This window comes from Campylobacter sp. RKI_CA19_01121, from assembly GCF_025771295.1.
Lineage (GTDB): Bacteria > Campylobacterota > Campylobacteria > Campylobacterales > Campylobacteraceae > Campylobacter_D.
Map to the genome: position 1 here is coordinate 51,966 of NZ_JAKMQA010000005.1, position 23,992 is coordinate 75,957.

The 23,992-nt window shown below is 30.7% G+C and carries 30 protein-coding genes and 1 pseudogene; 19 read left to right on the plus strand and 12 right to left on the minus strand.

Features of this window, described 5'->3' with window-relative positions:
* Window positions 1-45: 45 nt before the first annotated feature.
* Window positions 46-1,038, plus strand: coding sequence for a bifunctional diaminohydroxyphosphoribosylaminopyrimidine deaminase/5-amino-6-(5-phosphoribosylamino)uracil reductase RibD (gene ribD / locus L8T90_RS03500; protein WP_263736734.1), 993 nt, complete (start codon window positions 46-48; stop codon window positions 1,036-1,038).
* Here the strand turns inward: ribD and sppA are convergent.
* Both sppA and L8T90_RS03510 read right to left on the minus strand, forming a co-directional pair.
* Entirely contained in the window at window positions 1,035-1,928 is an 894-nt protein-coding gene (gene sppA, locus L8T90_RS03505; RefSeq protein ID WP_263736735.1) for a signal peptide peptidase SppA, read from the minus strand. The genes ribD and sppA overlap by 4 nt on opposite strands.
* Window positions 1,916-3,139, minus strand: a complete 1,224-nt coding sequence (locus L8T90_RS03510; RefSeq protein ID WP_263736736.1) for a metal-dependent hydrolase — start codon at window positions 3,137-3,139, stop codon at window positions 1,916-1,918. Before L8T90_RS03510 ends, sppA begins: the two co-directional genes overlap by 13 nt.
* A gap of 88 nt (window positions 3,140-3,227) precedes the next feature.
* Here L8T90_RS03510 and aroQ point away from each other — a divergent pair, with 88 nt between their 5' ends.
* From aroQ to mnmA, 11 genes and pseudogenes are all read left to right on the plus strand, one after another.
* A complete protein-coding gene (aroQ, locus tag L8T90_RS03515; RefSeq protein WP_039625266.1) occupies window positions 3,228-3,710 on the plus strand; it encodes a type II 3-dehydroquinate dehydratase in 483 nt (160 codons plus the stop codon).
* On the plus strand, window positions 3,707-4,732 hold the full coding sequence (locus L8T90_RS03520) for a M24 family metallopeptidase (RefSeq protein WP_263736737.1): 1,026 nt from the start codon (window positions 3,707-3,709) through the stop codon (window positions 4,730-4,732). The genes aroQ and L8T90_RS03520 overlap by 4 nt, the downstream gene beginning before the upstream one ends.
* A gap of 1 nt (window position 4,733) precedes the next feature.
* Complete coding sequence (gene folK / locus L8T90_RS03525) at window positions 4,734-5,207, plus strand: 2-amino-4-hydroxy-6-hydroxymethyldihydropteridine diphosphokinase (protein WP_039617423.1); 474 nt, start codon at window positions 4,734-4,736, stop codon at window positions 5,205-5,207.
* A gap of 8 nt (window positions 5,208-5,215) precedes the next feature.
* Window positions 5,216-6,598: a flagellar biosynthesis protein FlhF gene (gene flhF, locus L8T90_RS03530; protein ID WP_039667960.1), complete on the plus strand. Its 1,383-nt coding sequence runs from the start codon at window positions 5,216-5,218 to the stop codon at window positions 6,596-6,598.
* Window positions 6,591-7,454 carry a P-loop NTPase gene (locus L8T90_RS03535; RefSeq protein WP_214114936.1) on the plus strand — a complete coding sequence of 288 codons (864 nt, stop codon included), beginning with the start codon at window positions 6,591-6,593 and terminating at the stop codon, window positions 7,452-7,454. The genes flhF and L8T90_RS03535 overlap by 8 nt, the downstream gene beginning before the upstream one ends.
* A gap of 14 nt (window positions 7,455-7,468) precedes the next feature.
* A complete protein-coding gene (locus L8T90_RS03540) occupies window positions 7,469-7,825 on the plus strand; it encodes a hypothetical protein (protein WP_039617428.1) in 357 nt (118 codons plus the stop codon).
* The gene (locus L8T90_RS03545) at window positions 7,812-8,498 is read left to right on the plus strand and encodes an RNA polymerase sigma factor FliA (RefSeq protein ID WP_039627867.1); all 687 of its coding nucleotides are present in this window, start codon (window positions 7,812-7,814) and stop codon (window positions 8,496-8,498) included. The genes L8T90_RS03540 and L8T90_RS03545 overlap by 14 nt, the downstream gene beginning before the upstream one ends.
* Window positions 8,498-9,584: pseudogene (fliM, locus tag L8T90_RS03550) on the plus strand (flagellar motor switch protein FliM). The gene L8T90_RS03545 and the pseudogene fliM overlap by 1 nt, the downstream one beginning before the upstream one ends.
* Window positions 9,574-10,413: a flagellar motor switch protein FliY gene (gene fliY / locus L8T90_RS03555; protein WP_039617433.1), complete on the plus strand. Its 840-nt coding sequence runs from the start codon at window positions 9,574-9,576 to the stop codon at window positions 10,411-10,413. The pseudogene fliM and the gene fliY overlap by 11 nt, the downstream one beginning before the upstream one ends.
* Window positions 10,410-11,045, plus strand: coding sequence for a TIGR00730 family Rossman fold protein (locus L8T90_RS03560; RefSeq protein ID WP_263736738.1), 636 nt, complete (start codon window positions 10,410-10,412; stop codon window positions 11,043-11,045). The genes fliY and L8T90_RS03560 overlap by 4 nt, the downstream gene beginning before the upstream one ends.
* A complete protein-coding gene (mnmA, locus tag L8T90_RS03565) occupies window positions 11,008-12,024 on the plus strand; it encodes a tRNA 2-thiouridine(34) synthase MnmA (protein WP_263736739.1) in 1,017 nt (338 codons plus the stop codon). Before L8T90_RS03560 ends, mnmA begins: the two co-directional genes overlap by 38 nt.
* A gap of 36 nt (window positions 12,025-12,060) precedes the next feature.
* Here the strand turns inward: mnmA and L8T90_RS03570 are convergent, their stop codons facing one another.
* Complete coding sequence (locus L8T90_RS03570; RefSeq protein WP_039640720.1) at window positions 12,061-12,312, minus strand: helix-turn-helix domain-containing protein; 252 nt, start codon at window positions 12,310-12,312, stop codon at window positions 12,061-12,063.
* A gap of 90 nt (window positions 12,313-12,402) precedes the next feature.
* Between L8T90_RS03570 and bamE the strand changes: the two genes are divergently transcribed.
* The 5 genes from bamE to L8T90_RS03595 all read left to right on the plus strand — a co-directional run bounded on the left by bamE (window position 12,403) and on the right by L8T90_RS03595 (window position 14,417).
* A complete protein-coding gene (gene bamE, locus L8T90_RS03575) occupies window positions 12,403-12,792 on the plus strand; it encodes an outer membrane protein assembly factor BamE (protein ID WP_263736740.1) in 390 nt (129 codons plus the stop codon).
* A 9-nt stretch (window positions 12,793-12,801) separates the two neighbouring features.
* Window positions 12,802-13,335, plus strand: a complete 534-nt coding sequence (locus L8T90_RS03580; protein ID WP_263663587.1) for a hypothetical protein — start codon at window positions 12,802-12,804, stop codon at window positions 13,333-13,335.
* A complete protein-coding gene (locus L8T90_RS03585; protein WP_039640727.1) occupies window positions 13,332-13,754 on the plus strand; it encodes a hypothetical protein in 423 nt (140 codons plus the stop codon). Before L8T90_RS03580 ends, L8T90_RS03585 begins: the two co-directional genes overlap by 4 nt.
* Before the next feature lie 12 nt (window positions 13,755-13,766).
* Complete coding sequence (locus tag L8T90_RS03590) at window positions 13,767-14,096, plus strand: hypothetical protein (RefSeq protein WP_263736741.1); 330 nt, start codon at window positions 13,767-13,769, stop codon at window positions 14,094-14,096.
* Window positions 14,097-14,180: 84 nt separating this feature from the next.
* Window positions 14,181-14,417, plus strand: coding sequence for a hypothetical protein (locus L8T90_RS03595; RefSeq protein ID WP_263724694.1), 237 nt, complete (start codon window positions 14,181-14,183; stop codon window positions 14,415-14,417).
* Between the two features lie 23 nt (window positions 14,418-14,440).
* Here L8T90_RS03595 and L8T90_RS03600 read toward each other — a convergent pair whose 3' ends face one another.
* Genes L8T90_RS03600 through L8T90_RS03615 form a run of 4 tightly spaced genes read right to left on the minus strand, consistent with a single transcriptional unit; the run spans window position 14,441 to window position 18,060 of the window.
* On the minus strand, window positions 14,441-14,932 hold the full coding sequence (locus L8T90_RS03600; RefSeq protein ID WP_039617442.1) for a phosphatidylglycerophosphatase A: 492 nt from the start codon (window positions 14,930-14,932) through the stop codon (window positions 14,441-14,443).
* A 2-nt stretch (window positions 14,933-14,934) separates the two neighbouring features.
* On the minus strand, window positions 14,935-16,095 hold the full coding sequence (locus tag L8T90_RS03605; RefSeq protein ID WP_263736742.1) for a sulfate adenylyltransferase: 1,161 nt from the start codon (window positions 16,093-16,095) through the stop codon (window positions 14,935-14,937).
* Entirely contained in the window at window positions 16,073-16,948 is an 876-nt protein-coding gene (locus L8T90_RS03610) for a response regulator transcription factor (RefSeq protein WP_039667971.1), read from the minus strand. The genes L8T90_RS03605 and L8T90_RS03610 overlap by 23 nt, the downstream gene beginning before the upstream one ends.
* Entirely contained in the window at window positions 16,945-18,060 is a 1,116-nt protein-coding gene (locus L8T90_RS03615) for a bifunctional 2-C-methyl-D-erythritol 4-phosphate cytidylyltransferase/2-C-methyl-D-erythritol 2,4-cyclodiphosphate synthase (RefSeq protein ID WP_263736743.1), read from the minus strand. Before L8T90_RS03615 ends, L8T90_RS03610 begins: the two co-directional genes overlap by 4 nt.
* Window positions 18,061-18,167: 107 nt before the next feature.
* On the opposite strand from L8T90_RS03615, the gene L8T90_RS03620 reads away from it, so the two are divergent.
* Window positions 18,168-19,271: an Mrp/NBP35 family ATP-binding protein gene (locus tag L8T90_RS03620; RefSeq protein ID WP_263708279.1), complete on the plus strand. Its 1,104-nt coding sequence runs from the start codon at window positions 18,168-18,170 to the stop codon at window positions 19,269-19,271.
* A 9-nt stretch (window positions 19,272-19,280) separates the two neighbouring features.
* Window positions 19,281-20,444: a 2,3,4,5-tetrahydropyridine-2-carboxylate N-succinyltransferase gene (locus tag L8T90_RS03625; protein WP_039627879.1), complete on the plus strand. Its 1,164-nt coding sequence runs from the start codon at window positions 19,281-19,283 to the stop codon at window positions 20,442-20,444.
* 10 nt (window positions 20,445-20,454) lie between these two features.
* Here L8T90_RS03625 and L8T90_RS03630 read toward each other — a convergent pair whose 3' ends face one another.
* The 5 genes from L8T90_RS03630 to galU form a co-directional block, all read right to left on the minus strand.
* Window positions 20,455-20,874 (minus strand): alpha/beta hydrolase, encoded by a 420-nt coding sequence (locus tag L8T90_RS03630; protein WP_263736744.1) that lies wholly within the window; start codon window positions 20,872-20,874, stop codon window positions 20,455-20,457.
* Window positions 20,855-21,334, minus strand: coding sequence for a hypothetical protein (locus L8T90_RS03635; protein WP_263736745.1), 480 nt, complete (start codon window positions 21,332-21,334; stop codon window positions 20,855-20,857). The genes L8T90_RS03630 and L8T90_RS03635 overlap by 20 nt, the downstream gene beginning before the upstream one ends.
* A 9-nt stretch (window positions 21,335-21,343) precedes the next feature.
* A complete protein-coding gene (locus L8T90_RS03640; protein ID WP_039667974.1) occupies window positions 21,344-21,793 on the minus strand; it encodes a Dps family protein in 450 nt (149 codons plus the stop codon).
* Between the two features lie 128 nt (window positions 21,794-21,921).
* Window positions 21,922-23,145, minus strand: a complete 1,224-nt coding sequence (locus L8T90_RS03645) for a glucose-6-phosphate isomerase (protein WP_263702768.1) — start codon at window positions 23,143-23,145, stop codon at window positions 21,922-21,924.
* Window positions 23,135-23,965: a UTP--glucose-1-phosphate uridylyltransferase GalU gene (gene galU / locus L8T90_RS03650; protein WP_039617457.1), complete on the minus strand. Its 831-nt coding sequence runs from the start codon at window positions 23,963-23,965 to the stop codon at window positions 23,135-23,137. The genes L8T90_RS03645 and galU overlap by 11 nt, the downstream gene beginning before the upstream one ends.
* Window positions 23,966-23,992 lie beyond the last annotated feature (27 nt).

The window sequence follows — 23,992 nt, forward strand, 5'->3', positions numbered from 1 at the left end:
AATATATTTTGTTATATTTTTAAAAGTAAAACGATAGAAGGTAGTATGAATCACGAATTTTATATGAATTTAGCCATAGATGAAGCTTGGAAATATCAGCTTTTAACCTACCCCAATCCAGCCGTAGGCTGTGTGATCTTAGATAAAAATGGCAAAATTTTAAGCATAGAAGCACACAAAGAAGCAGGCAAGGCTCATGCAGAACTTGAGGCAGTGAGTAAAGCCTTAAAAGCACTTAATCCAAATTTAGATTTACCACAAAATGCAAATGATTTGCATGAGTTTATTTGTCAAAATCATCAGGGGTTGTTAAAAGGCGCTAGTGCTTATGTGAGCTTAGAGCCTTGCAATCATCAGGGCAAAACCCCACCTTGTGCGAAACTTTTTAGCGCACTTGGTTTTAGTGAAGTTTTTATCGCTACTAAGGATGAGCATAAGCTTGCAAGTGGTGGAGCAGAGTTTTTAAAAGATCAAGGCATAAAAGTTCACATGGGAATTTGCGAGCAAAGAGCCAAAGAGCTTTTAAAACCTTTTTTAAAATGGCAAAAGTCAAGCTTTAAATTTTTTAAACTAGCCCTTTCTTTAAACGGCTCTGCTTATGGTAAAATCGTAAGTTCTAAAGCAAGTAGAACCTATGCTCATGCATTACGCTCAAAGCTTGATTTACTTGTAGTAGGTGGAGAAACTATAAGGCATGATAGGCCTATTTTAGATGCAAGGTTAGTTCAGGCTAAAGCACCAAATTTATGCATACTAAGCCGTCAAAATTTAGAAAGTTTTGATCCAAACATTCCTTTATTTAGCGTAGCTGAAAGAGAAATTTTTACAAGCATTCCTAGTGAAGCAAAGCTCATCATGTATGAGGGCGGGGAGAATTTTTTAAAAGCCTTTAAAGATGAGTTAGATATGCTTTTGATTTTTTCAAGCTCAAATTTAAATACCTTTGAAAATGTTAAGTTAGATTTAAAACTAAAGCCTTTATATAAAGGCTTTTTAGAAAATGATACTTATGGATTTTATGAGATTATTAAATCTTAGTAGATTTTTTGTGAGCTTACTTGTGTGAAAAATTGCGCTAAAGTGTTAGCAAAAAAGCTAGCACTTTGCTCTTCTAAACGTTTTAAAAACTTATCTATGGCATCTTCTTTTTGCCAGATAGGGTTTTGCACTTTAGCTAGTTTTTCTACTTCTTTTTTGGCTTGCTCGTAATTGCCTATTTTATCAATGAGTTTTAATTTTAAAGCCTCGTTTGCTAAAAACACTTTTGCATCAGCCCATGAGTTTGTTTGATTTAAGTCTAATTTACGATTTTTAGCGACAAATTGTGTGAAAAGCTCATAGCTTTGATTAGCTAAATTTTGTAAAAAGTCTTTTTCATCTTCGCTCCATTTACGCATGAAAGTTCCTGCTTCTTTATAACTTCCTGCTTTGATGGTTTGCTCATTTATGCCAAGTTTTTGCGCAAGATTGCTTACTTCAAAGCCTTGCATGATTACCCCGATAGATCCTACAAAGCTAGCAGGATTAGCGATGATCATATCAGCTCCCACCGCACTTAAGTAGCTTCCGCTTGCTATAGTTCCACCTGCATACACTACCACAGGCTTTTTAGCTTTAAGATCTTGTATAGCTAAAGCTATTTCCATACTTGGTGCAAAAGCTCCACCAGGGCTATCTACAAAAAGCAAAACCCCTTTTATAGCTTTATCATCTTTGACTTTGTAAATTTGTTCTAAAAGATTACTCGCATCGCTAATTTCACCTTTAAGATTAATTTGAGCTAAGTTCGCATTAGAAAGTTTGGCATTATCCCCGCTTGGAGCAAGGATCAAAAACACGATAAACAAAAACACAAAGGTTTTAAAATAAGTGTTGATATAAGAAATGATTTTTCCAATTCCTTTAAAAAATGATTTTATAATTTGCATTCTTTTCCTTCTATAAAAAGTTTTAACACTTCTTTGCTTTGTAAGATAAACTGCAAAGGAAGTTGTTTTAAATTTACACTATTTGGTAAAGCAAAAAGACTAAAATCAGCTATTTTGCCTTTTCGAATTTGCCCTAGGTTTAAATTTAAAGCTTTTGCAGCTTTATTTGTTGCCATTAAAAGCAATATTTTAGCAAAATTTTCTAACTCTAAATCATCATGTATAAGTAAATTTGCTCTCATTTCATCAAGCATACTTAAAGAAGTATTTGAGCTTAAGCCATCGGTTCCTAGATGGATATTAACACCATTTTTTAAAGCAGATTTTAATTTAAAAGTGTTTTTACTCAAAAGTCTGTTTGAAAAAGCACAATACGTGATCGAGTGTAAATTTTTATCTAGCAAATCCCATTCTTTAAAATACACACAATGAGTAAATAAAGTCCTTTGGTCTTTAAAAAGCTCTAAAAAGCTTTGTGGGGTGTAAAATGGCATAGGATTTTTGCTAAATTTAGCCAAGCTCTTTTTAAAACCACCTTTTTTAAACCTTAGCCAGTTGTTTTCATGATTACTTTCAAGAAAATGTGTGCTTAGTAAATGATTATTTTCTCTAGCAAGTTTTATAGCAAATTTGGCAAGTTCTGGGTGGGTTGAGTAGGGCGCATGCACTGAAATAGCAGGGATAAATTTAGAACTTTTAAAACTCATGCTTTTTTCATAACGGTTTAAAAATTCTTCTTTTTTAGCTTGGATAAAATTTTCATTTGAACCTAAAATTTCATTGAAAAATACCACTCTAGCTTGTGAATTGACACAAGGGCTTAAATCACTCCCAAAGCTTGAAATTTCTCCTATGGTAGCAGTGCCACTTTTTAGCATTTTATGAATATTTTGTGAGATTAATTTTTCTTTGGCTTTTTCGTTTAATTGCTCGCGGTTATTAAAAATGCTATCAAGCCATTTTAAAAAGTCCCCAAAGACTAAATTTCCATTATTTGCACTAAATTCTAAATGCGTGTGTGGATTGATAAAAGCAGGTAAAAGTAAGGTATCTTTTGGAGTTGGTATAAGCTTAGCTTGTGGGTGGGATTTTTGTAAATTTTCTAAGCTATCAATTTCTAAAATATTATCATCAAAAAGAACTGCTTTGTCTTCTAAAAGATTAAAATCATCATCACAAGTTAAGATGATCTTGGGTGCTATTATAAACATTTTACCTCCTTTAAAAAGGGAAATTGTAGCTAAAATTTAGCTTTAAAATGCTATAATATAGTAAATTTTACTAAATAAAGGTTAGATTATGAAAGTTATGGTGATACAAGGACCAAACATCAATATGCTTGGTGTGAGAGAAACTCATATTTATGGCAATATGAAAATGGAAGACATCCATGAGCAAATGAAGCAAGCTGCAAAACAAGCTAATGTAGAGATTGAGTTTTTTCAAAGCAATTTTGAAGGTGAGCTAGTTGATAAAATTCAAGAATGCTTAGGTAGTGTAGATGGAGTGATTATTAATGCAGCTGCTTATGCACACACTTCTATAGCAATCCGCGATGCGATTGCAGCGATTAATATGCCTGTGATTGAAGTGCATATTAGCAATACTTATAGAAGAGAAGAATTCAGACAAAAAAGCATGATAGCACCAGTTTGTGCAGGTAGCGTGGTAGGTTTTGGTCCTTTTGGTTATCATATGGCTTTAATGGGACTTTTCCAAATTTTTGATCAAATCAATGCATATAAAGCAGCTCAAGCAAAAGCACAACAAGCAAATCAATGAATTTTATCTTAAAAAACGAAAATGCACTTTTTTATGAGTGTGGCTATTCTTGTGATAATGCTTTGTTTTTAAAACTTGAAGATGAAGCTTTTTTCATCACTGATGCAAGATATAGCTTTGAAGCTAGCGAAATGATAAAAAATGCTAAGGTAGTTTTAGCACAAGATCTTTTTGCTAGTGTTAGAGAGCTTTTAGAAAAAGCAGAAATTGATAGGGTGTGTTTTGACCCAAAAGACTTTAGTTATTTTGATTTTAAAGAACTTAGTAAAAGTGCAAATATCGTTTTTGAAGAAAAATTAGACATGAGTAAAAATAAACGCATTATAAAAAATGCTAAAGAATTACAGCTTTTGCAAAAGGCTGTAAATTTTGGCAAAGAATGCTTTAAAGAATTTGCTAAATTTATCAGCCAAGAAGGTTATGGAAAAAGTGAAAAAGAATTACATTTTAAAGCATGTGAAATTTTTCAAAAAAAAGGTGCTTTAGGACTTTCTTTTTCACCTATTGTGGCCATTAATGAAAATGCGGCTAAAGCACATGCTTTACCTAGTGATAAATGTTTAGAATATGGAGATTTGTTATTAGTTGATGCGGGTGTGGTTTATCAAAGGTATTGTTCTGATCGCACAAGAACGGCTTGTTTTGATGAAAATGGCATAGTTTTTGATAAAAATAAGCCAAATTTTAAAGATAAAGAAATTATGCAAATTTATGAAGTGGTCAAGCAAGCTCAGCTTCAAGCTATAGAAAAAGCACGCGTTGGTATGAGATCAAGTGAGCTTGATTTTATCGCAAGAGAAGTGATTAAAAACGCAGGTTTTGAAAAAGAATTTATTCATAGTTTAGGACATGGAGTGGGACTTGATATACATGAGCTGCCAAACATTAGCCCAAGAAGTGATTATGAGCTAAAAGAAGGTATGGTATTTACCATTGAACCTGGAATTTATATCAAAGATAAACTTGGTATTAGGATAGAAGATATGGTCTATCTTGATAAAGAAAAGGCAGTGGTGTTATAATTTGCTGATTAAAGGAGCTAGAAGGTTAGAAAAAATTCGTTTTTTTCCTTTTTATTCAAAAGCAGATAAAAAAGGAAAATACATAGCCATTATAGGACTTGGAAGCAATATAGAAGATGAAAAAAAACGCTTTCGGAGTTTATTTAGGCTTTTAATGCAAGATAAACGCTTGCAAGTATTGCAAACATCGCCATTTTTGATTAATAAAGCTTTTGGCTTTGAAGAGCAAAAAGACTTTACTAATGCAGTGATGGTTGTAAGTACAAGTTTGCATGCAAGAGCACTTTTAAAAGTTTTGTTTTTTTATGAGTTTAAATTCAAAAGAAAAAGAACTTTTAAAAATGCTCCTAGAACGCTTGATTTGGATTTGTTGTATTTTTCAAAAAAAGCGCGTAAAGATGAGTATTGCACAGTGCCTCATGTGGGGGTAAATGATAGAATTAGCGTAACTTTGCCTTTGGGCTTGTTAAGATAAGGAAAAATATGGGACAATTGATTCATACTTTTACAGTTGAAAGCACAGATGAGATTATACCTAAGGTTAAGCAAGATTATGGCGATAAAGCTTTGATAGTAACTAATAAGCAAATTCGTCCAAAAACTATCAATCAAAAACCTTTATACGAGGTTATAGTAGCGATTGAAGAAGCTGATTATGAAGAGCATTTAAAACAAAATAATTTACCTATGCCACCAAAGAAAAAACCAAACACAGCAAGTTTTCCTGAGGCTAAAATTCAAGCACCAAAACTTGAAGATGAAAAAAAAGAAGAAGATGTAGTGCTTGATTTTTCTTCAAAAGCTAAGCAAAAACCTATTAATCCTTATTTAAATACAAGCAAAAAAGATGATAATTTTTTAAATTTAAAAAACAAACTTTCTCAAGTTAGTTCAGAAATTAGCAAGGTTTCAAACTATCAAGATTTTTCTATGCCAAATCCAAATTATGATAAAAAAATTGAAGCCTTTGAAAAGCAAATGAATAAGCTTAATGATAAAATGAATTTGCTTGTGGATATGATGTGGGATGATAAGGCAGATTTACGCAAAGAATTAGCTATACCACCTGAGTTTGCAAGTATTTATAAGCAAGCTAAGGCAAGTGGCATGCAAGAAGCGCATTTAGAAGCGATTATGAAAGCAACTATTGAAAATATGCCAAGCACTATGAAAGCAAATCAAGAAGCAGTGCAAAGGTATTTTTACTCACTTTTGCGTAATATGCTTCCATGTCGTTTAGAAAGTGAAATTAAAAAGCAAAAAATCATGATGTTAGTAGGTCCAACAGGAGTGGGTAAAACTACAACTTTAGCAAAGCTTGCTTTTCGCTATGCTTATGGAGATAGACGCTATAAAACCGGTATTATAACTCTTGATACGTATAGAATAGGTGCGGTAGAGCAACTTTTTCAATATGCTAAGATGATGAAGCTTCCTATTATTGATAGTATAGAACCAAATGACTTAGATGATGCGATTAGAAGTTTAAATACTTGTGAGGTTATTTTAGTAGATACAACTGGAAATTCACAGTATGATAAGGCAAAACTTGAAAAAACAAAAGAATTTTTATCGCATTCTAATGCACAAATTGATGTGAATTTAGTGCTTTCAGCAAATACAAAATATGAAGATTTATTAGAAACTTACAATAATTTTTCATTTTTAAATATAGACACCTTAATCATTACAAAATTTGATGAAACAAAAGTATTTGGAAATGTGTTTTCTTTACTTTATGAAACTAGCACTCCGATGAGCTTTTTTTCCATAGGTCAAGAAGTGCCTGATGATATAGAAGTGGCTAATAGTGACTTTTTAGTGCGTTGTGTGTTAGAAGGTTTTAGAAGGGATGAAAATGAGTAATCAAGCAGAAAAATTAAAAGATCTAGTAAAAAATGAAAACTCAAATGTAAAACATACTCATTTTATCGCAGTTACTAGCGGTAAAGGTGGGGTTGGAAAAAGTACTTTTAGCGCAAATTTGGGCAACATCCTAGCTAAAAATGGTTATAAAGTAGGACTTTTTGATGCAGATATAGGGCTTGCAAATTTAGATGTGATTTTAAATGTGCGTGTGGAAAAAAACCTTTTACATGTTTTAAAGGGTGAATGCTCGCTAGAAGATATTTTAATAGAAGTAAAGCCAAATTTATGGCTTATCCCAGGTGAAAGTGGCGATGAAATTTTAAAATATAATGATAAAAATATTTACGAGAGATTTTTAAATCAAACAAGTATTTTAGATGATTTAGATTTTTTAATCATTGATACAGGAGCAGGTATAGGTGGTAATATAGGAAATTTCTTAGAGATGTCTGATGAGGTTATTGTCATCACTGTGCCTGATCCTGCTGCGATTACCGATGCTTATGCTACTATAAAAACCACTTCAAAAACTAAAGAGAATTTATTAATGGTGTTTAATGTAGTTAGGAATGAAAATGAGGCTTTGAGAATTTTTGATAATATTAAAAAAGTAGCAGATATTAACATTAAGCATAATTTAAATTTAGAATTTTTAGGATTTTTAGGTCAAAGTAAAGATATTAGTTCTAGTATTAAAAAAAGAACTTTATTTAGTGATGATGACACTAATGCAAGTGATGAGCTAAAAACCATAGCTTCTAAGCTTTTATATAGGTTGGAACAAAAAGTGCTTAATAATGTGGGAGATAAAAGCATTATGAGTTTTTTCAAAAAGCTTTTGGATCGTTTTTAGATTGAGGGAAAAAGATGAGACCAGAGAATTTTGTTGCTTTTTTTACTGTTTGTGGTTTTTTTATAGGATTAATGTTTACCATAGTTAATATAGAAGATGCAGTAGAGATAGTTGTATATACTTGTTTGATTACTTTTGTATTTTATGTTTTAATCCATATAGTAATTATGATTTTTGTAGATGTTAATAAAATTAGCGGTAGAAGCTTTAATAAAGAAAAATATGAAAATGAAAACAATAGTTTTATAGCAGAATTAGCCGCAAGAGAAAAGAAAATGGATTACTTGCTTGAAAAACTTCAAGAAGAGCGCGAAGACCTTAAAAAGCTTGAAAGCTCTTCAAAAAGAAAAGTAAAACATGCAGCCGCATAATGCCTATGCTTCTACGCTAAAAAAAGAACAAGATGATTTAGTCATCTCTTATATGCCAGCATTAAGAGCTATGGCTTTTAGGCTTAAAGAGCGTTTGCCTGCAAGTATTGATGTAAATGATTTAATTAGTATTGGTGTAGAGGAAATGATCAAACTCTCACGCCGTTATGATAAAGAACAAAATGATAATTTCTGGGGTTTTGCAAGAAAAAGAGTAAATGGAGCTATGCTTGATTATCTAAGAAGCCTTGATGTAATGAGTAGAAGCAATAGAAAAATCATCAAAGATATTGATGCTATTATAGATGAGTTTTATCAAGAAAATGAAAAAGAACCCGATGATGAATATTTAGCACAAAGACTAAATTTAGAAGTAGAAAAGGTAAAAGAAGCAAGAGCAGCTCATGCTATATCGCTTGTAATGCCTTTGGATGAACAGCTAAATTGCTTTAATGATAGCAATATCATAGAACAAATAGAAAAAGAAGAATTAATAGAAAAAATCAATGCAGTTTTAGAAGAATTTAAAGAAAGAGAAAAGCTTGTAATACAGCTTTATTATTATGAAGAATTAAATTTAAAAGAAATCGCAGAGATTTTAGAGATTAGCGAGTCAAGAATTTCACAAATTCATAAGCGTTTGCTTAAGAAGATTCGAGAAAGGCTAGTTTAATGGCTGAGATACTTTCCCAAGAAGAAATTGATGCTCTATTAGAAGTTGTTGATGATGATAGTGATGAAAGTGCAGCTTCTTCGAAATTAGAAGAGCTAGAAGATAAAAGAGATATAGTAGTATATGATTTTAAGCGTCCAAACAGGGTTTCTAAAGAACAACTTCGTTCTATTAAAGGGATTCATGATAAATTAGCAAGAAATCTTGCTTCGCAAATTTCATCTATGATGAGAAGTATAGTTGAGATTAAACTTCACTCGGTGGATCAAATGACTTATGGTGAGTTTTTAATGTCTTTGCCTTCGCCAACAAGCTTTAACGTTTTTTCAATTAAACCTTTAGATGGAAACTGCGTTTTAGAGATTAATCCAAGTATTGCTTTTCCTATGATAGATAGACTTTTAGGTGGTCAAGGAGAGAGTTTTGACACCTTAAGAGAGCTTACAGAAATCGAGCTTAATTTGCTTGATTCTATTTTGCGTATTATTATGCAAAGGCTTAAAGAAAGTTGGATGAATGTTACTGAAATTTATCCAAGTGTTGAAGCAAAAGAATCAAGCCCAAATGTTGTGCAAATTGTTTCTCAAAATGATTATCATGGTGGTAATGGAAATTATCATCGGAAATTCAAGTGGTATGGTTAATATTTGCTATCCGGTTGTGCATTTGGAAAGTATTTTGAGTCGTTTGGCAAATCGTGATATTATGATGGGTGAAACTTCGGCTAAAAAATCAAGAAATAAAGAACTTAAAACCTTGATCGGTCGTGCTGAGGTAATTTATGAAGCTATGCTTGGTAAGACTTTTATCAATGTAAATGAATTTTTAGATTTAAAACAAGGAGATATTTTAAAGCTTGATAGAAGTGCAGATGATAAAGCTATAGTAGCTATTGATAAAAAAGAAGTATTTTTAGCTCAAGTGGGGCTTCATAGATTTAGAAAGTCAATTAAAATCTTAGAACTTATCAAAACTGATAAAGATGAGATTAAAGAAATGCTTGAAAAATATGAAGATGAAAGAAGAGCAAAAGCAAATTCGTATGATGATAATGAAGAACTAGAAGAGGAAGACGATGATCAATGATTTTTTAGGCATATTCGTCAATGAATGTGTAAGTACAATAGAAGGTTTAACAGGAAAAAGTGCTGAATTTAGCGAATATTATGAGTATGATGTAAATTCTCAAGATTCTATGACTCCACCATTAGTTAGCGCTACTTTTAGCGTTAATAATGAAATGAAAATCAAAATCCTAGCCAGTGCGGTTTTAATGAGTGCAATTGGTGAGTGGATGATGGGAGAAGAAGAAATCTCCAAAAACAGTGAGCTAAATGAAGATGAAATGGACGCTGCTAAAGAAGCTATACAAAATATCATCTCAGCGTTTTCTACAACCTTAGGCGCACAAAAAGAAATTCCAAAAATGGAGTTTAGTCTAGAAAATTGTGAATTTGTTGCAGATAGTTTAGAACTTGGTGGTTTTCATAAACTATATTTATACAATGTAAAAATAGCTGATTTAGAAGAAAAAATTTCTTTGGTTTTTGATGAAAAAATTTATAAGATTTTAACCAAAACTGACTTAGAAGAAATTGTAGCAACAAATGAAGATCATACACAAGATCATAAAGCCTTGGCTAATGTAGAAGAGCTAAGAAATATCGGTTTGATTATGGATGTACGCTTACCTATAAGAGTGCGTATAGGTAGTAAAAAAATGCTTTTAAAAGATGTTTTAACCATGGATATAGGTTCGGTTATCGAGCTTGATCAATTAGCAAATGATCCTTTAGAAATTTTAATAGGTGATAAAAAAATCGCTTACGGGGAAGTAGTTATCGTAGATGGAAACTTTGGAGTGCAAATTACTGAGATAGGCTCTAAAAAAGAAAGATTAGAACAGCTAAGATGAAAGAATATGTCATTGAAGATATTGCCTATCTTAAAGAATTAGAAAAAATTCAAAAAGGCATAACTTTTTTTGGTTCTGCGCGTTTAAAAGAAGATAATGACTATTGTATTTTGGCTTCAAAATTAGCCCAAAAGTTAGCAGATCTTGGTTATAGTATCATCAGTGGTGGTGGCGGTGGTATTATGCAAGCTGCAAATTATGGGGCTATGCAAAGTCAAGCTTTACACTTAAAATCTTTTGGATTTAATATACATTTACCATTTGAGCAAAAAGCAAATGACTTTTTAGAGTATAATATCACTTTTAAGAGCTTAGCCATTCGCAAAATGGCTCTTATTCAAAAGAGTCTAGCTTTTGTGATTTTCCCAGGCGGCTTTGGAACATTAGATGAATTTTTTGAAATTCTTACTCTTAAACAACTTAGTTTTAAAAAGGATGTTCCTATTATTTTAGTTGGGCAAAAATTTTGGCAACCTCTTGATGAATTTATCAAAACTTCTTTACTAGGACTTGGAACTATATCTAAAAATGATGAGTTAAAGTATAGTATAAGTGATGATTTGGATGAAATTATAAGAATGATAAAGGAAAAAGATGAAAATTCTTGTTGCGATGAGTGGGGGTGTAGATAGTACTGTAACTGCTTATAAGTTAAAACAAGCAGGACATGAGATCATAGGTTGTTATATGAAGCTTCATGGAAAAGCTAATTATCATGAAGAAAATATACAAAAAGTTGAAAAAGTTGCTAAATTTTTAGACATCAAATATCATATTTTAGACTTACAAGAAGATTTTAAAAATCAAGTTTATATGCCTTTTGTTAATACCTACAAAGAAGGAAAGACGCCAAATCCTTGCGCTTTGTGTAATCGCTTTATCAAGCTTGGCAAGCTTTTAGAATTTGCTAAGAGTTTAGGTTGTGAAAAATTAGCCACAGGTCATTATGCAAGGATAGAAAATGGTTTGATTAAAACTGCGGTTGATGAGAGCAAGGATCAAAGCTATTTTCTAGCAAATGCAGATAAAGAGGCTTTAGGGTATTTGATTTTTCCTCTTGGAGAGATGAAAAAAGAAGATGTGAAAAAATTTGCTTCCACAATCGATGTTTTAAAATCTTTTGCAACACAAAAGGAAAGTTCTGAGATTTGTTTTGTGGAAGATACTTATGTGCAAGTTTTAGATCAGTTTATGGATACTAAAATTCCAGGTATTGTAAGAGATAGTAGTGGTAAAGAAGTAGGAAAACACGAAGGTTATATGCACTATACCATAGGTAAAAGAAGAGGTTTTGAGGTGCGTGGGGCTCATGAACCACATTTTGTATTAAAAATTGATCCTAAAAAAAATGAAATCATAGTAGGTAAAAAAGAAGAGCTTAGGATAAGTGAATTTAATCTTGATAATATTAATTTATTTATCGATGCTAAAGAGTTAGATTGTGAAGTAAAAATACGCTATAGATCAAGATCAACCCCATGTAAAGTTTTGATTAATGAAGATAAAAGTGCAAAAATCATCTTACAAGAGCCTGTTTATGGGCTTGCTAGCGGACAAATGGCAGTATTTTACGATAAAGATTTGGTTCTTGCAAGTGGATTTATAAATTAATGCTAAAGGGTTGCAGTCCCTTTGGCATTGTAGTATTTATTCTAATAAATCTTTTAATGGAATTTCTAAACTTTTAGAAATTTTATATAAGTGCTCTAAGTTAAAATGTTTACCATATCGATTACACTCACAATTTGAATAAAATGCAACGGATTTTATACCTATATCTAAGGCTAACTCAAGCTGAGAAATTCCTTTTTTCTCTCTAAAATTTCTTATATTCGATGATACTTTTTTATAAAAATTTAAAATTTCTTCTTCGCTAGAATTGCTAAAGTCCTCTTCCATTTTTTATCCTATAGGATTAATATGAAATTAAACTTTACAAAGATATAATTTTTTTAAATATATCCTATAGGATAAATTAAAGGAGATTTAATGCGTAAAGTTTCATTTCTTTTCGTTATTGCTTTATCATTCACTGCATGCAATAAAACTTTATATAATCCGCAAGTAGATGAAAAAATAACAGTAGCAAAAGCTCAAAAAGATATAAAAATTGGTATGAGCTCATCTGAAATCATAGAAATAATGGGATCTCCAAATATTATATCAACTGATGAGCAAAGAAGAGAAGTTTGGGTATATGATAAGATTAGTACCCAAAGAGCTTATCAAAATTCATCTGGCGGTATAAGTATTATTTTGACTGGAGTTGCTGGAAATAGTGGTAGTAACGTTAGTACGCAACGAACTTTAACTGTTATTATAAAATTTGATAATAACCAAAAAGTTAGAGATGTGGCATACCACACTTCAAGTTTTTAAGGTATAAATATGAAGTTTATAATACCTATTTTTTTACTTATTTTTAGCGGTTGTGCAACAACCAGTGTTAAAGAGATGATGAAGATTGAAACATCTACAGCACAAGAAAGGCAATTGCAGACTAAAAGTTTTAATACTGTTGATACAAGTAAAATTTTATCATCTAGTATTGCAACATTGCAAGATCTTGGATTTAATATAGATGAAATTAATAGAGATTTTGGAATAGTAAGTGCATCTAAAACAAGAGATGCTAGAGAAGTTTCTACTCAAGCTGGGATTGTTGTCTTGGCGCTTTTATCTCCGGGTGCAGCTATGGCTGCTTCAAAACAGTCAGATCATACGCAAGAAATTAAGGCAAGCGTAGTTATCTCTACAAATAATAAAATCAAAAAGACTTTTGTAAGGTTTACAATGCAAAGAATTGTAAGAAATCAAGAGGGCTCTGTTAATGAAGTTGGAAGTATAAGAGAACCAGAAATTTACCAACAATTTTATGAAAAATTATCAAAATCAGTGTTTTTGGAGGCAAATGAACTATGAAAAAAATATTATTATTTATAATGGCTTTGTATTTTGTTGGGTGTGGTACAAATTCTAGACAAATGGTTATTGAAAATACTCAGCAGCTTCAAGTTAGAACATATCAAACAAAAGAATATGATTATCCTAAAAAAATTGTTGCAAAAGCTGGTGTTTCTGCATTACAAGATCTTGGTTTTGTAATTGATAAAGCGGATTTACAAACAGGAGCAGTTACTGCAACGAAATTATCAAAAGGTGCAACAATGCGTATAACATTGGTTGTAAGAGAAAAAGGAGATAAAAAATCAACTATTAGAGCTAATGCTCAATATGGATCTAATATGCAAGTTCCAACTCTGGTAGAAGATCCAGAAATTTATCATTCGTTTTTTCAAGTGCTAGATAAGGCAATATTCTTTGAAAAAGAGAATATATAACAAGGAAATATAATGAGAATAGTAATTTTTATGTTATTTTTATCTGTAATGTATGCAGATAATTGCAATAATGAGCAAAATAATTATGTAGTAGCTATATTAGAATATAAAATTACTATGCAAAATTTAGATCAACAAGAGCAAATTGACTTAGACAGAGTGCATAATAATATTCTTAGAAATAATATAAAGTCTCCAATGGATTTAATGCAAGAAAGACTATCTGATAGTTATAATGCTTTCGAATATAGAAATAAAATATTAGAGGAAGATAATCGTGTTATAAGAGATATAATAAATATGCAAGATGAGGTTAGAAATTTTACAATAGACAAAGGTTAATAGCTCTTGAAAAATTAAATTTATCAAAGTTGAAACTACAAAGATGTAAAAATAAAAAATAAATTATAACAGTTTGGAATTATTATGGAGATCTTCTTTGTTTTTACTTATCATATGGATTTTATTTACGAGATTGACTTATTTTCTTTTATTTATAATGATTTTATTCAAAGTGCCAATTATAAATCAGGTGGAAACATATCAAAACTTGATTCTTTGTTTGGTGTAATTGCTTCTGCACTTATAAAATTAATCTTTTGCATAGTTGTAGTTGTAATTATTTTGAGCTATATTTTAGAAAAACTACATAGCAAATCTTAAAAACATAGAACAATAAATATAAATTAAAATATCTCCATAATACTTATATCAAACCATAAAAGATCAAATTTAAGTAAAATTCCATAAATCACAGCACTAAATAATCCTGCGAAAATTCCTGCTAAAACATCATCTAGCATTACACCCAAACCGCCTTTGGTTTTTTTGTCAATTTTACCTATGATAGAAGGTTTTGTGATATCAAAAAATCTAAATAAAACAAAAGAAAGTAAAAAAGTAAAAACACTTTGCCCGCAAATTGCCAAAGCTAAGAACACTCCTACAACTTCATCTATTACAATATGCTTATCATCATGTTTACCTGTTTGTTTTTCGTATTGATCGATGATTTTTATAGAGATTAAAAAAAGCAAAATTGCAAGTAAGATCAAAGTTCCTATACCCAAATACCTTAAAATAAAAAAAGCAGGGATTAGCGCTGCTATTGTACCAAAAGTTCCTGGAGCTTTATTAACACTACCTGAATAAAAAAAAGTTAAAAATAATTTTTGCATGATTACACCATATATGACATTTGATGGAGTTTTATAAGTTGCTCATAAAATTCTTTATCGCCTCTATATTCTAAAATACCGTGCGTAGGGAAAAGATTGCTATAGATATTTTGTTTATTATGGAAACGATTTGGAAAAAGCTCTGATAAAATCAAAGCAGAAATTTCTCTTCTTATAAAAACTGCTGGTGGAATGATACCAAGTCTGAGTAAATTTTTTAAAGAATCGCCATGATATTTCATATGATGATGAGCTCCATGTGGGCATGATTTGGTGCTTACTATCATTTTACACTCATCACAAAATACAAATTCAGGAAGTATAGTTACTTCTATATTATAATCTTTTGCAAAATCATCAAGTACAGTAAAGGCTCTGTTTTGATTAAAATACATTCCAAGCCCTGCGTGATTTTGTCCTACAAACAGTTTATTACAATCAAAACTTTTAGCCAAAGCACACTCAAGCACCGGATTTAAATGCGAGGCAAAAATTTTGATATTATGTAAAGGTATGAGTAAAACTCTAGAAGATGGTAAATAATTTTGCGCAAAAACATCAAAGCAACGCTTTTTAAGTTTTAGGTTTAAACCATTACTTTCATAAGATTCTATAAGGAAAATAATTACTAGATCAGATTGCTCTATAGCCCATCTTAAAATTCTTTCATGCGCTCTATGAAAAGGATCAAAACTTGAAACAATAGCAGTGATATTAGAAGGGTTTAATCTTTTTTTGATTTTTTCAAAATCTTCTTTTATAGCCTTGATACGATTGTGATAAATTTCAAATTCACCGCTAATGCAAATTTCTCCAAAATCATCAATCAAGCATGTATTAGGTGTAAAAATATCATTAATGTTTTTATCGTTTTTAAATTTACTTTCTAAGATGATGTGGCCTACTATTTGATCATTGCATACAAAATCTATTTTGTCTTTAACTTTGGCATTTTCTATGATTTTTTTGTTTTCATTGTGTGGAGCAAAAGTTAAGGCATAGGGAAATTTATATCCGTTTATTGCTTCATTTTTTAAAAATTCATTTCTTTCTTGTTCGTTCATCAATTTTGTAAAAGAACCAAAAATTCCTTCTTTAATGAAACATAAAACTTCGTATTCTTCTTCTGAGATTATAATGCTATTTTTTCTTTGTAATGCCATATTTTTTCCTTTTTTCCCATAAAGATTTTCTTGAAATTCCTAATTTTTTGGATAAATCCGTATCAGGAAAGATATTTTGATAACTAATGATAATATGCTTAACATAATCATCAATGGTTAAAATTCCATTACTTTCAAAACTTTTTTCATCTTCACCTAGCTCTAAAATTTGAAAATTGCTATGCTCAATATTCGTACTTGTATGTATAATAACAGCCTTTTTTAAAGCAAGGTTTAACACCTTTTCTTTTTCTAAAGGTTTTAGGGTTTGAAAATTAACCAAATAATACAAAGAATTGTCTTTGAAAATTTTATCTAAATTTTGCTGGTGTGAAAGATCTATATAAACATTTGCGATGTTGTGTTCGTTAGTATAATTAAATACAAAATGATCAGCAAAAATTTGATTATTAGTTTTTAAAATCAAAGGTAATTTGAATTTTTTATAATCAAAAGTTGGTAGTTTTGCTGTTTCAAATTTATGTTTTAAATATGCTTGATAGGTGCTATTTAGCATAGTGATTTTTTTAAATTCTTGAAAATGCTTAATCTTGCGCATTAATTCTTCTATCATGAAAGGTTTTTGTATGTAATCACTAGCACCAGATTTTAAAGGAGCTAAAACAGTATCTGAACTTATGTAAGATATGAGTAAAATAATGATTTTATGCTTAAAAATTTCTATAATATGTTCAAAATTAGCCATACTAGTAGAAAGCAAAATGATTTCATAATCATGATGAGTCAGCTCATTAACATTTGCGATAATATCACAATCATAACCTATAGAATTAAGCTTTGATCCTATGCTTTGGGCTAAATAAAATTCATTTTCTACTATTAAAACTTTCATAATTTCATCCAATCAAAATATTTTAAAATTACACTTGCTAAAACAGCAATCCCTTCTTTCCTTCCTACAAAACCTAGATGTTCTGTAGTGGTAGCTTTGATATTGATTTTATTTGGTGTGGTTTTTAATGTTTTAGCTATATTAAAAGCAATAGCTTCTTTAAAATCTTTCATTTTAGGTGTTTGGGCTATGATGGTAATATCAGCATTTACAAGCTCAAAACCATAATTTTGCACTAAAGTATAAGCGCTTTGTAATAAAAGCATAGAATCAGCGTTTTTATACTGCATATCATTATCTGGGAAAAGTTCGCCAATATCTCCAAGCCCTGCTGCGCCCAAAAGCGCATCAATTAGCGCATGAGCTAGTACATCTCCATCAGAATGAGCTTTTAAACCCATATTTTCATGCACTTTTACTCCACCTAAAAGCAAGGCTCTTTGCTCTCCAAATTCATGCACATCAAAGCCATTTCCATTAAAAATATCCCAAGATGGTTTTGGTAAATTTAAGCTTTTCAAATCTTCTTTAAAGGTAATTTTTTTAGCTAACTCATCACCTTGTACATACCAAATTTTACCACCAATAGCTTGTATAGCTGTACTATCATCGGTGAAGTTTGAGCTTTGTTCTAAAGCTTTTTTTAGCATACTTGTGCGCGAAAGTTGAGGGGTTTGTATGAGTTTGATTTTATCTCTATCAATAGCTTCTTGAGCATAAATTGTAGTATCGCTTACTTTTAAAATAGGTGTAATACAATCAGCTTTGTCATGATTTTCTATGATATTGTTAAAAAGATTTTTAGAAATCAAAACCCTTGCAACATCACTAACTAAAACATATTCACTCTCAACCATACTTAAAGCATTGAGTAAAGATTGTGCTCTAGTTGCACCACCTTGGACAAATTTATATTCAGGGGCAAATTTTTTCATATAAGAAATATTACCAGAAGTAACAACTATTTGTTTAAAAGGATAAAAAGAACTTAAATTTTTAGTAGCATAAAGCCATAAAGGTTGTTCACCTAGTCGTAAAAACTGCTTTTTTACCGGAGCATTAAATCTTGATGATTCTCCAGCAGATAGCATAATCAAGGAAATATCTAACATTTGTTACACCTTAATTTCTTATTAATGTTACGATATTATACACCATAAAAGCCAAAATTTATATTTATGTTAGTAGAATTAATCATTTTAAATAATAAGGAGAAAAATTGAAGGAAAAAATCGAAGAAAGACTAAAACAAGTTATATATCCAGGCTTTAAAAAAGATATAGTTAGTTTTGGTTTTGTAAAAAAAATTGAATCAAACGAAAATCAAGCTCATATAGTAGTTGAAATTGTTTCAGCTAATGCTCAAATCGCACAAGAGCTTAGACTAAACATCGCAAATGCTTTAAAAGATTTAAATTTAAGGCTTAATTTAGAAATCATTCAACCAAAAATTCCTGAAGAAAAAAGCAATTCAAGAAGTGGTAAAAATATCGCTCCACAAATTAAAAATTTCCTTATGATTTCAAGTGGTAAAGGTGGGGTAGGTAAAAGTACTACAACTTTAAATTTAGCGATTTCTTTAGCTAAAATGGGCAAAAGAGTAGGGCTTTTAGATGCGGATATTTATGGGCCAAATATACCAAGAATGTTAGGTGAGAGTAAAAGCAAGCCTGAAATTGTAGGTCAAAAAATTCGTCCTATTTTATCTCATGGGGTTTATATGATGAGTATGGGTGTGCTAATAGAAGAAGGTAAAGGTTTGATGTGGCGTGGTTCTATGATTATGAAAGCAATTGAGCAACTTTTAGCTGATGTGCTTTGGCCTGAACTTGATGTATTATTGCTTGATATGCCTCCAGGAACTGGTGATGCGCAAATTACCTTAGCTCAAAGTGTGCCAGTGAGTGCAGGTGTGTGTGTAAGTACTCCTCAAGTAGTGTCTTTAGATGATAGCAAAAGAGCGCTAGATATGTTTGAAAAATTACACATTCCTGTTGCAGGTATTATAGAAAATATGAGTGGCTTTTTATGCCCTGATAATGGCAAAGAATATGATATCTTTGGTAAAGGCACCACAGAAGAAATGGCAAAAGCTTATAAATGTGAAGTTTTAGCTCAAATTCCTATCGAAATGAGTGTAAGAGAAGGTGGAGATAGTGGTAAGCCTGTAAGTTTTTATATGCCTGAGAGTGTAAGTTCAAAAAGATATTTGCAAGCTGCTGAAAAAATTTGGGAATTTATAGAAAAGGTTAATCAAGAAGGTAAAGTAGATAATTCAGCTATTCAACCTGTAATGAATGGCAAAAGTGCGTGCTCGCAATAAGGAGAAAATATGCCAATAGAAAGTAAAGAAGAATTTTTAAATTTAATCAAGCAAATCGAACAAAGGATTAATTATAAAAAACCTAAAGCTTTTGCTATAGCAAGGCTTGATCTAAGTCAAGTTGATCCTAGTAAAAAACTTCAAGCCAATTTTGGTGTGATTAATTTTGAGCAAAATTATGCTGCTGCAGCTGTTATGTTTGAAGCTTTTTTTAGAAGAGGGGTTGATGTTGATTTTAATGAAAGTGAGTTTGTGGCTACTTTAATTAAAGAAGATTTGGATTTTGCACTTGAATGTTTTGCGCCATTTTTGCAAGAGCAAGGCCATAAAAATATAGAAGCAATCAAAGCAGCAAAGGAAAATTTTAGAGAAAATGCTTTTTCTTTTGTTTGTATTTTTGAAGATGAGGCACCAAAAAGTTTAGAAAGTGTGTATTTAAAACTTTATTTGCTTTCCAATAAAAAAGTGCCTTTGAGAAGTTTAAATTTAACAGGTGCTTTTGGGATTTTACCAAATGTTGCATGGAGCGATAATAAGCCTATTGATTTGGACTTTTTAAGAGAAAATGAGATTGATTTAAAAATGAGTGGAAGGTATCCAAGGATTGATTATGTAGATAAATTTCCAAGATTTTTAGCTCATGTTATTCCTGAAGATAATACTAGAATTTTAGAAAGTTCTAAAGTAAGAATGGGTGCGGTTTTAGCTGCAGGTACTACTATAATGCCAGGGGCTGCTTATGTGAATTTTAATGCAGGTACAACTGGAGCTTGTATGGTGGAAGGACGTATTAGTTCTTCAGCTGTTGTGGGTGAAGGTAGTGATGTAGGAGGCGGTGCTTCTATACTTGGTGTTTTAAGTGGTACAAGTGGTAATGCTATTAGCATCGGTAAAGCTTGTCTTTTGGGTGCAAATTCGGTTACTGGAATTCCTTTAGGGGATAATTGTATCGTTGATGCAGGTATTGCTGTTTTAGAAGGGACTAAATTTGCTTTAAAAAATAAAGAAGAACTTCAAAAAATCAATCCTGATTTTAAATTTGATAAAGATATATACAAAGGTTTAGAATTAGCAGGATTAAATGGTTTGCATTTTAGACAAGATTCTCAAAGTGGAGTGATGATAGCAGCTTTTAATAAAAAGGCTGTAAAACTTAATGAAGACTTACATTAATTCTTAGCCCTTATGGGTTAAGAATTTTAAATAATTCATGCAGTTTATAAATACACACGCTAGGGTGATGTTTAATGCTTCCTATATGTAGTAAAATCTCCTCGCTATCTTTTTTATAAAGCTTTTGCACAAAATTAAAATTCCACCATTTGTAAGTTTTGAAATTTAAATTATGGGTGGTATTTATATGAAAATTTATATAAGAATGATTTTGAAAGTTTTGGTTTAAACCAGGTGCTTGAAAGGCATAGACTTCTTTTACCGCGCTAGGAAAGGTTCTTGCAAAAGTTTGAGCTAGATATCCTCCTAAAGAATGTCCTATGATGATGAGCTTTTTATCAATGGTGTATTTTTGTTTAAGTTGATTGTAAAAATACTGCATGGATTGAATCTGGCCTTTTGGAGTTTTGTTAAGTAAAATAAAAATCACTATAAAGATCTTTAAAATCAAAACACAAAGGATTTAAATCACTCCCTGCAAAGGCTAAAATATAGTTTTTTCTTTTATTATCATAAATAAAACTAGCTCTAAAACCCATTTTAGATTGAGGGTGTGTTTCGTTGATGTGTTCAAGTATTTCATAATTTTTTACAAATTTTAAAGCTAAAAATGCATTGTTTAAACCACCTACGGGGATTTTTTCTTTTTTATAAAAAGGATTAGTTAAAGCTTTTATAATGGCTTTGTGTTTTTGCAAGCCTTCTTTTTTTAAGCTTTGATTTAAATATGCATTAGCACAATAAGCTACCAAACTATAATCATATAATTTTTGCAATAAATCGATATTTTTTTCAAAATGAGTATGAAGTTTTAATAAGAGTAGTTTTTCTTGGGAAGTTAAATTTGTTTTTTGACTTAAAGCAATAAAGCTTTGTAAGTCAAAAAACATTATAAATTCTTACATAGAGCAAGTATTTTGGATAGTTGAATTAAGCATCCAAAGAACTTTTTCATATTTTGCAATATTTTCTTGAGCAAATGCTGCTGTTGTAGTGTCACTTGCTTTTTCAGCTTCTTCATTTAGCTTTTTAAATTCAGCCAAAAGATACTTATAATCTTCTCTAATAAGTTCTAAAACTTCTACTGGAGTAAAGCAATCTTTTTGAGCCTTAGGTGCTTTTGCATTTTCTAGTAATGTTTTTGAGCAAACGATAGCTTTTTCTCCTAGTTGCAAAGCTCTCTCAGCGCAATCATCAAAAAGTTCTGCCATTTCTTCATAAGCTTTTTCTGTATATTCATGAATTGAGAAAAACTGTAAACCTTTTACATTCCAGTGATAATTATGAAATTTAATCCATAAACTATGAGCATCCGCTTGTAATTGTAATAATTGTTTTGTTACTGACATGTTATCTCCTTTTTTATTTTTAAAATTATAACATAAAATTCTTAAATAATAATAATTATTATATAATAAATTTTAATGTTAGTAATTATTATATTTTCATTATACTCTTTTTTTACAATAATGCAAATTTATTTACTTAACATATTTTTAAGTATTAATTTTCCTACCTCTACACCAGGTTGATCATAAGTATTAATTCCAAGCATAATGCCACATGCAGAAGTAAATAACTCATAATAATACATCAAATATCCACAATGATAAGCATCTAATTTTTCAAGTTCTATGACATCAACACTTAAATTTTCAGCAATTAATGCATGCATGGTTGCATCGCATTGCGCGTTTAAAAGATCATGCAAATTAACTTCATTAGTAAAATCACAATTTTGTAAATGATTAAAGCTTATATTTGGGATGCTAGGAGATTTTTGACTATCTTTGATTTTTAAAAAAGTAACAGTTTTATCTTTAGGTCCATCCATGATAAGTTGTAAAAAGCTATGCTGATCTCTAGCACCAATTAAAGCAATAGGAGTTAAACCTATGCGTTTAAATCCTTGTTTTTTACCTAGACTTTCAGCAATTAGTTGAATATACCATTCATTAAAACCTTTAAAAGCATCCCCATAAGAAAAAAGCACATTAATATGCGCACTTTTATGTGTGCAGTAATGATAAGCCTTTTGTAAAATTTGATCACATTTTTTCTCAAAAAAATCCACATAACAAGCTTTTGCACCTTCTAATAAGGCTTTAGTATCATACCCACAAAAGCTCAAAGGAACAATACCAATAGCAGATAAAACACTAAATCTACCACCGACATTTTTAGGTATAAAAAAACATTTTATATTTAATTCTTCTCCTAGTTTGTGAAGTTTTGACTCAAAATCAGTAATAAACACAAAATTTTTGTGTAAATTTTCATTTTTAAAATCAAAATGAGCAATGATGAGTTTAAATAAAGAAATCACTTCTATAGTTGTGCCTGATTTGCTTGCTATGATGAAAAGTGTTTTTTGGGGATTTATTTTTTGCATAGTTTGGGTAAAAGTATGCGAGGAAGTATTGTCAATAATAAAAAGTTTTTTTTCTTCTATTTGATCAAATAAAAGCTCTTTTAAAGCTTTAACCCCACAACTTGATCCACCCATGCCTACTAAAACGATATTTTCTATATGAGTTTTAGTTGCGATAAATTCTTTACTTTCTTTGATTAAATCAAAGCTTGTATCTACTAAATGATAATACCCTATATCGCCACTTTCTAACTCATCATTCATTCTATTTGCATAAGCGGTAATTTTTTTAAAATCTTGGGTTTTAAAAAATAAAGTATTATTTAGCATTTTTACTTTTCTCATAAAAATAATTTGTCGCCTCAACAAAGCCTTCTACGCTTCCACAATCAAACCTTTTTCCTTTAAATTTATAAGCTAAAACCATATTATTAGTTGCTTGTGAAAGTAATGCATCAGTTAGTTGAATTTCTCCGTTTTTACCTGCTTTAGTATTTTCTAAAATGCCAAAAATATCAGGCGTTAGAATGTATCTTCCTATGATAGCTAAGTTGCTTGGAGCATCTTTTGGATCAGGTTTTTCTACCATAGAATTTACCATGATCAAATCCTCTTCCACAGCATTTCCTGCTATAACCCCATAGTTTGAAACTTGATCAGCTTCAACTTCCATCACAGCTATAACAGAGCAGCGGTATTTTTCATAAATTTTTACCATTTGAGCTAAGACATTTACCCCATCTTCATTTACGCATAAATCATCTGCTAAAATTACCCCAAAAGCTTCATCTTGCACTAAAGGCTTTGCTTTTAAAACCGCATCTCCTAAGCCTCTCATTTCATTTTGTCTTGTAAAAGTAAAGGTACAACGATCTATGAGTGTTCTTATTTCACTTAAAAGATATTCTTTTTTAGTGCCTGCGATTTGGTGTTCAAGTTCATAAGAAATATCAAAATAATCCTCCAAAGCTCTTTTTCCACGCCCTGTAACAAAACCCATAGTTTCCATACCAGCTTCTAAAGCTTCATCCACACCATAGTGAATTAAAGGTTTTGTCAAAATTGGTAGCATTTCTTTAGGTAGGGTTTTTGTAGCAGGTAAAAATCTAGTACCATAACCTGCTGCAGGAAAAATACAAGTTTGAAGCATAGTTTATCCTTAAATTTTTATAAGTTG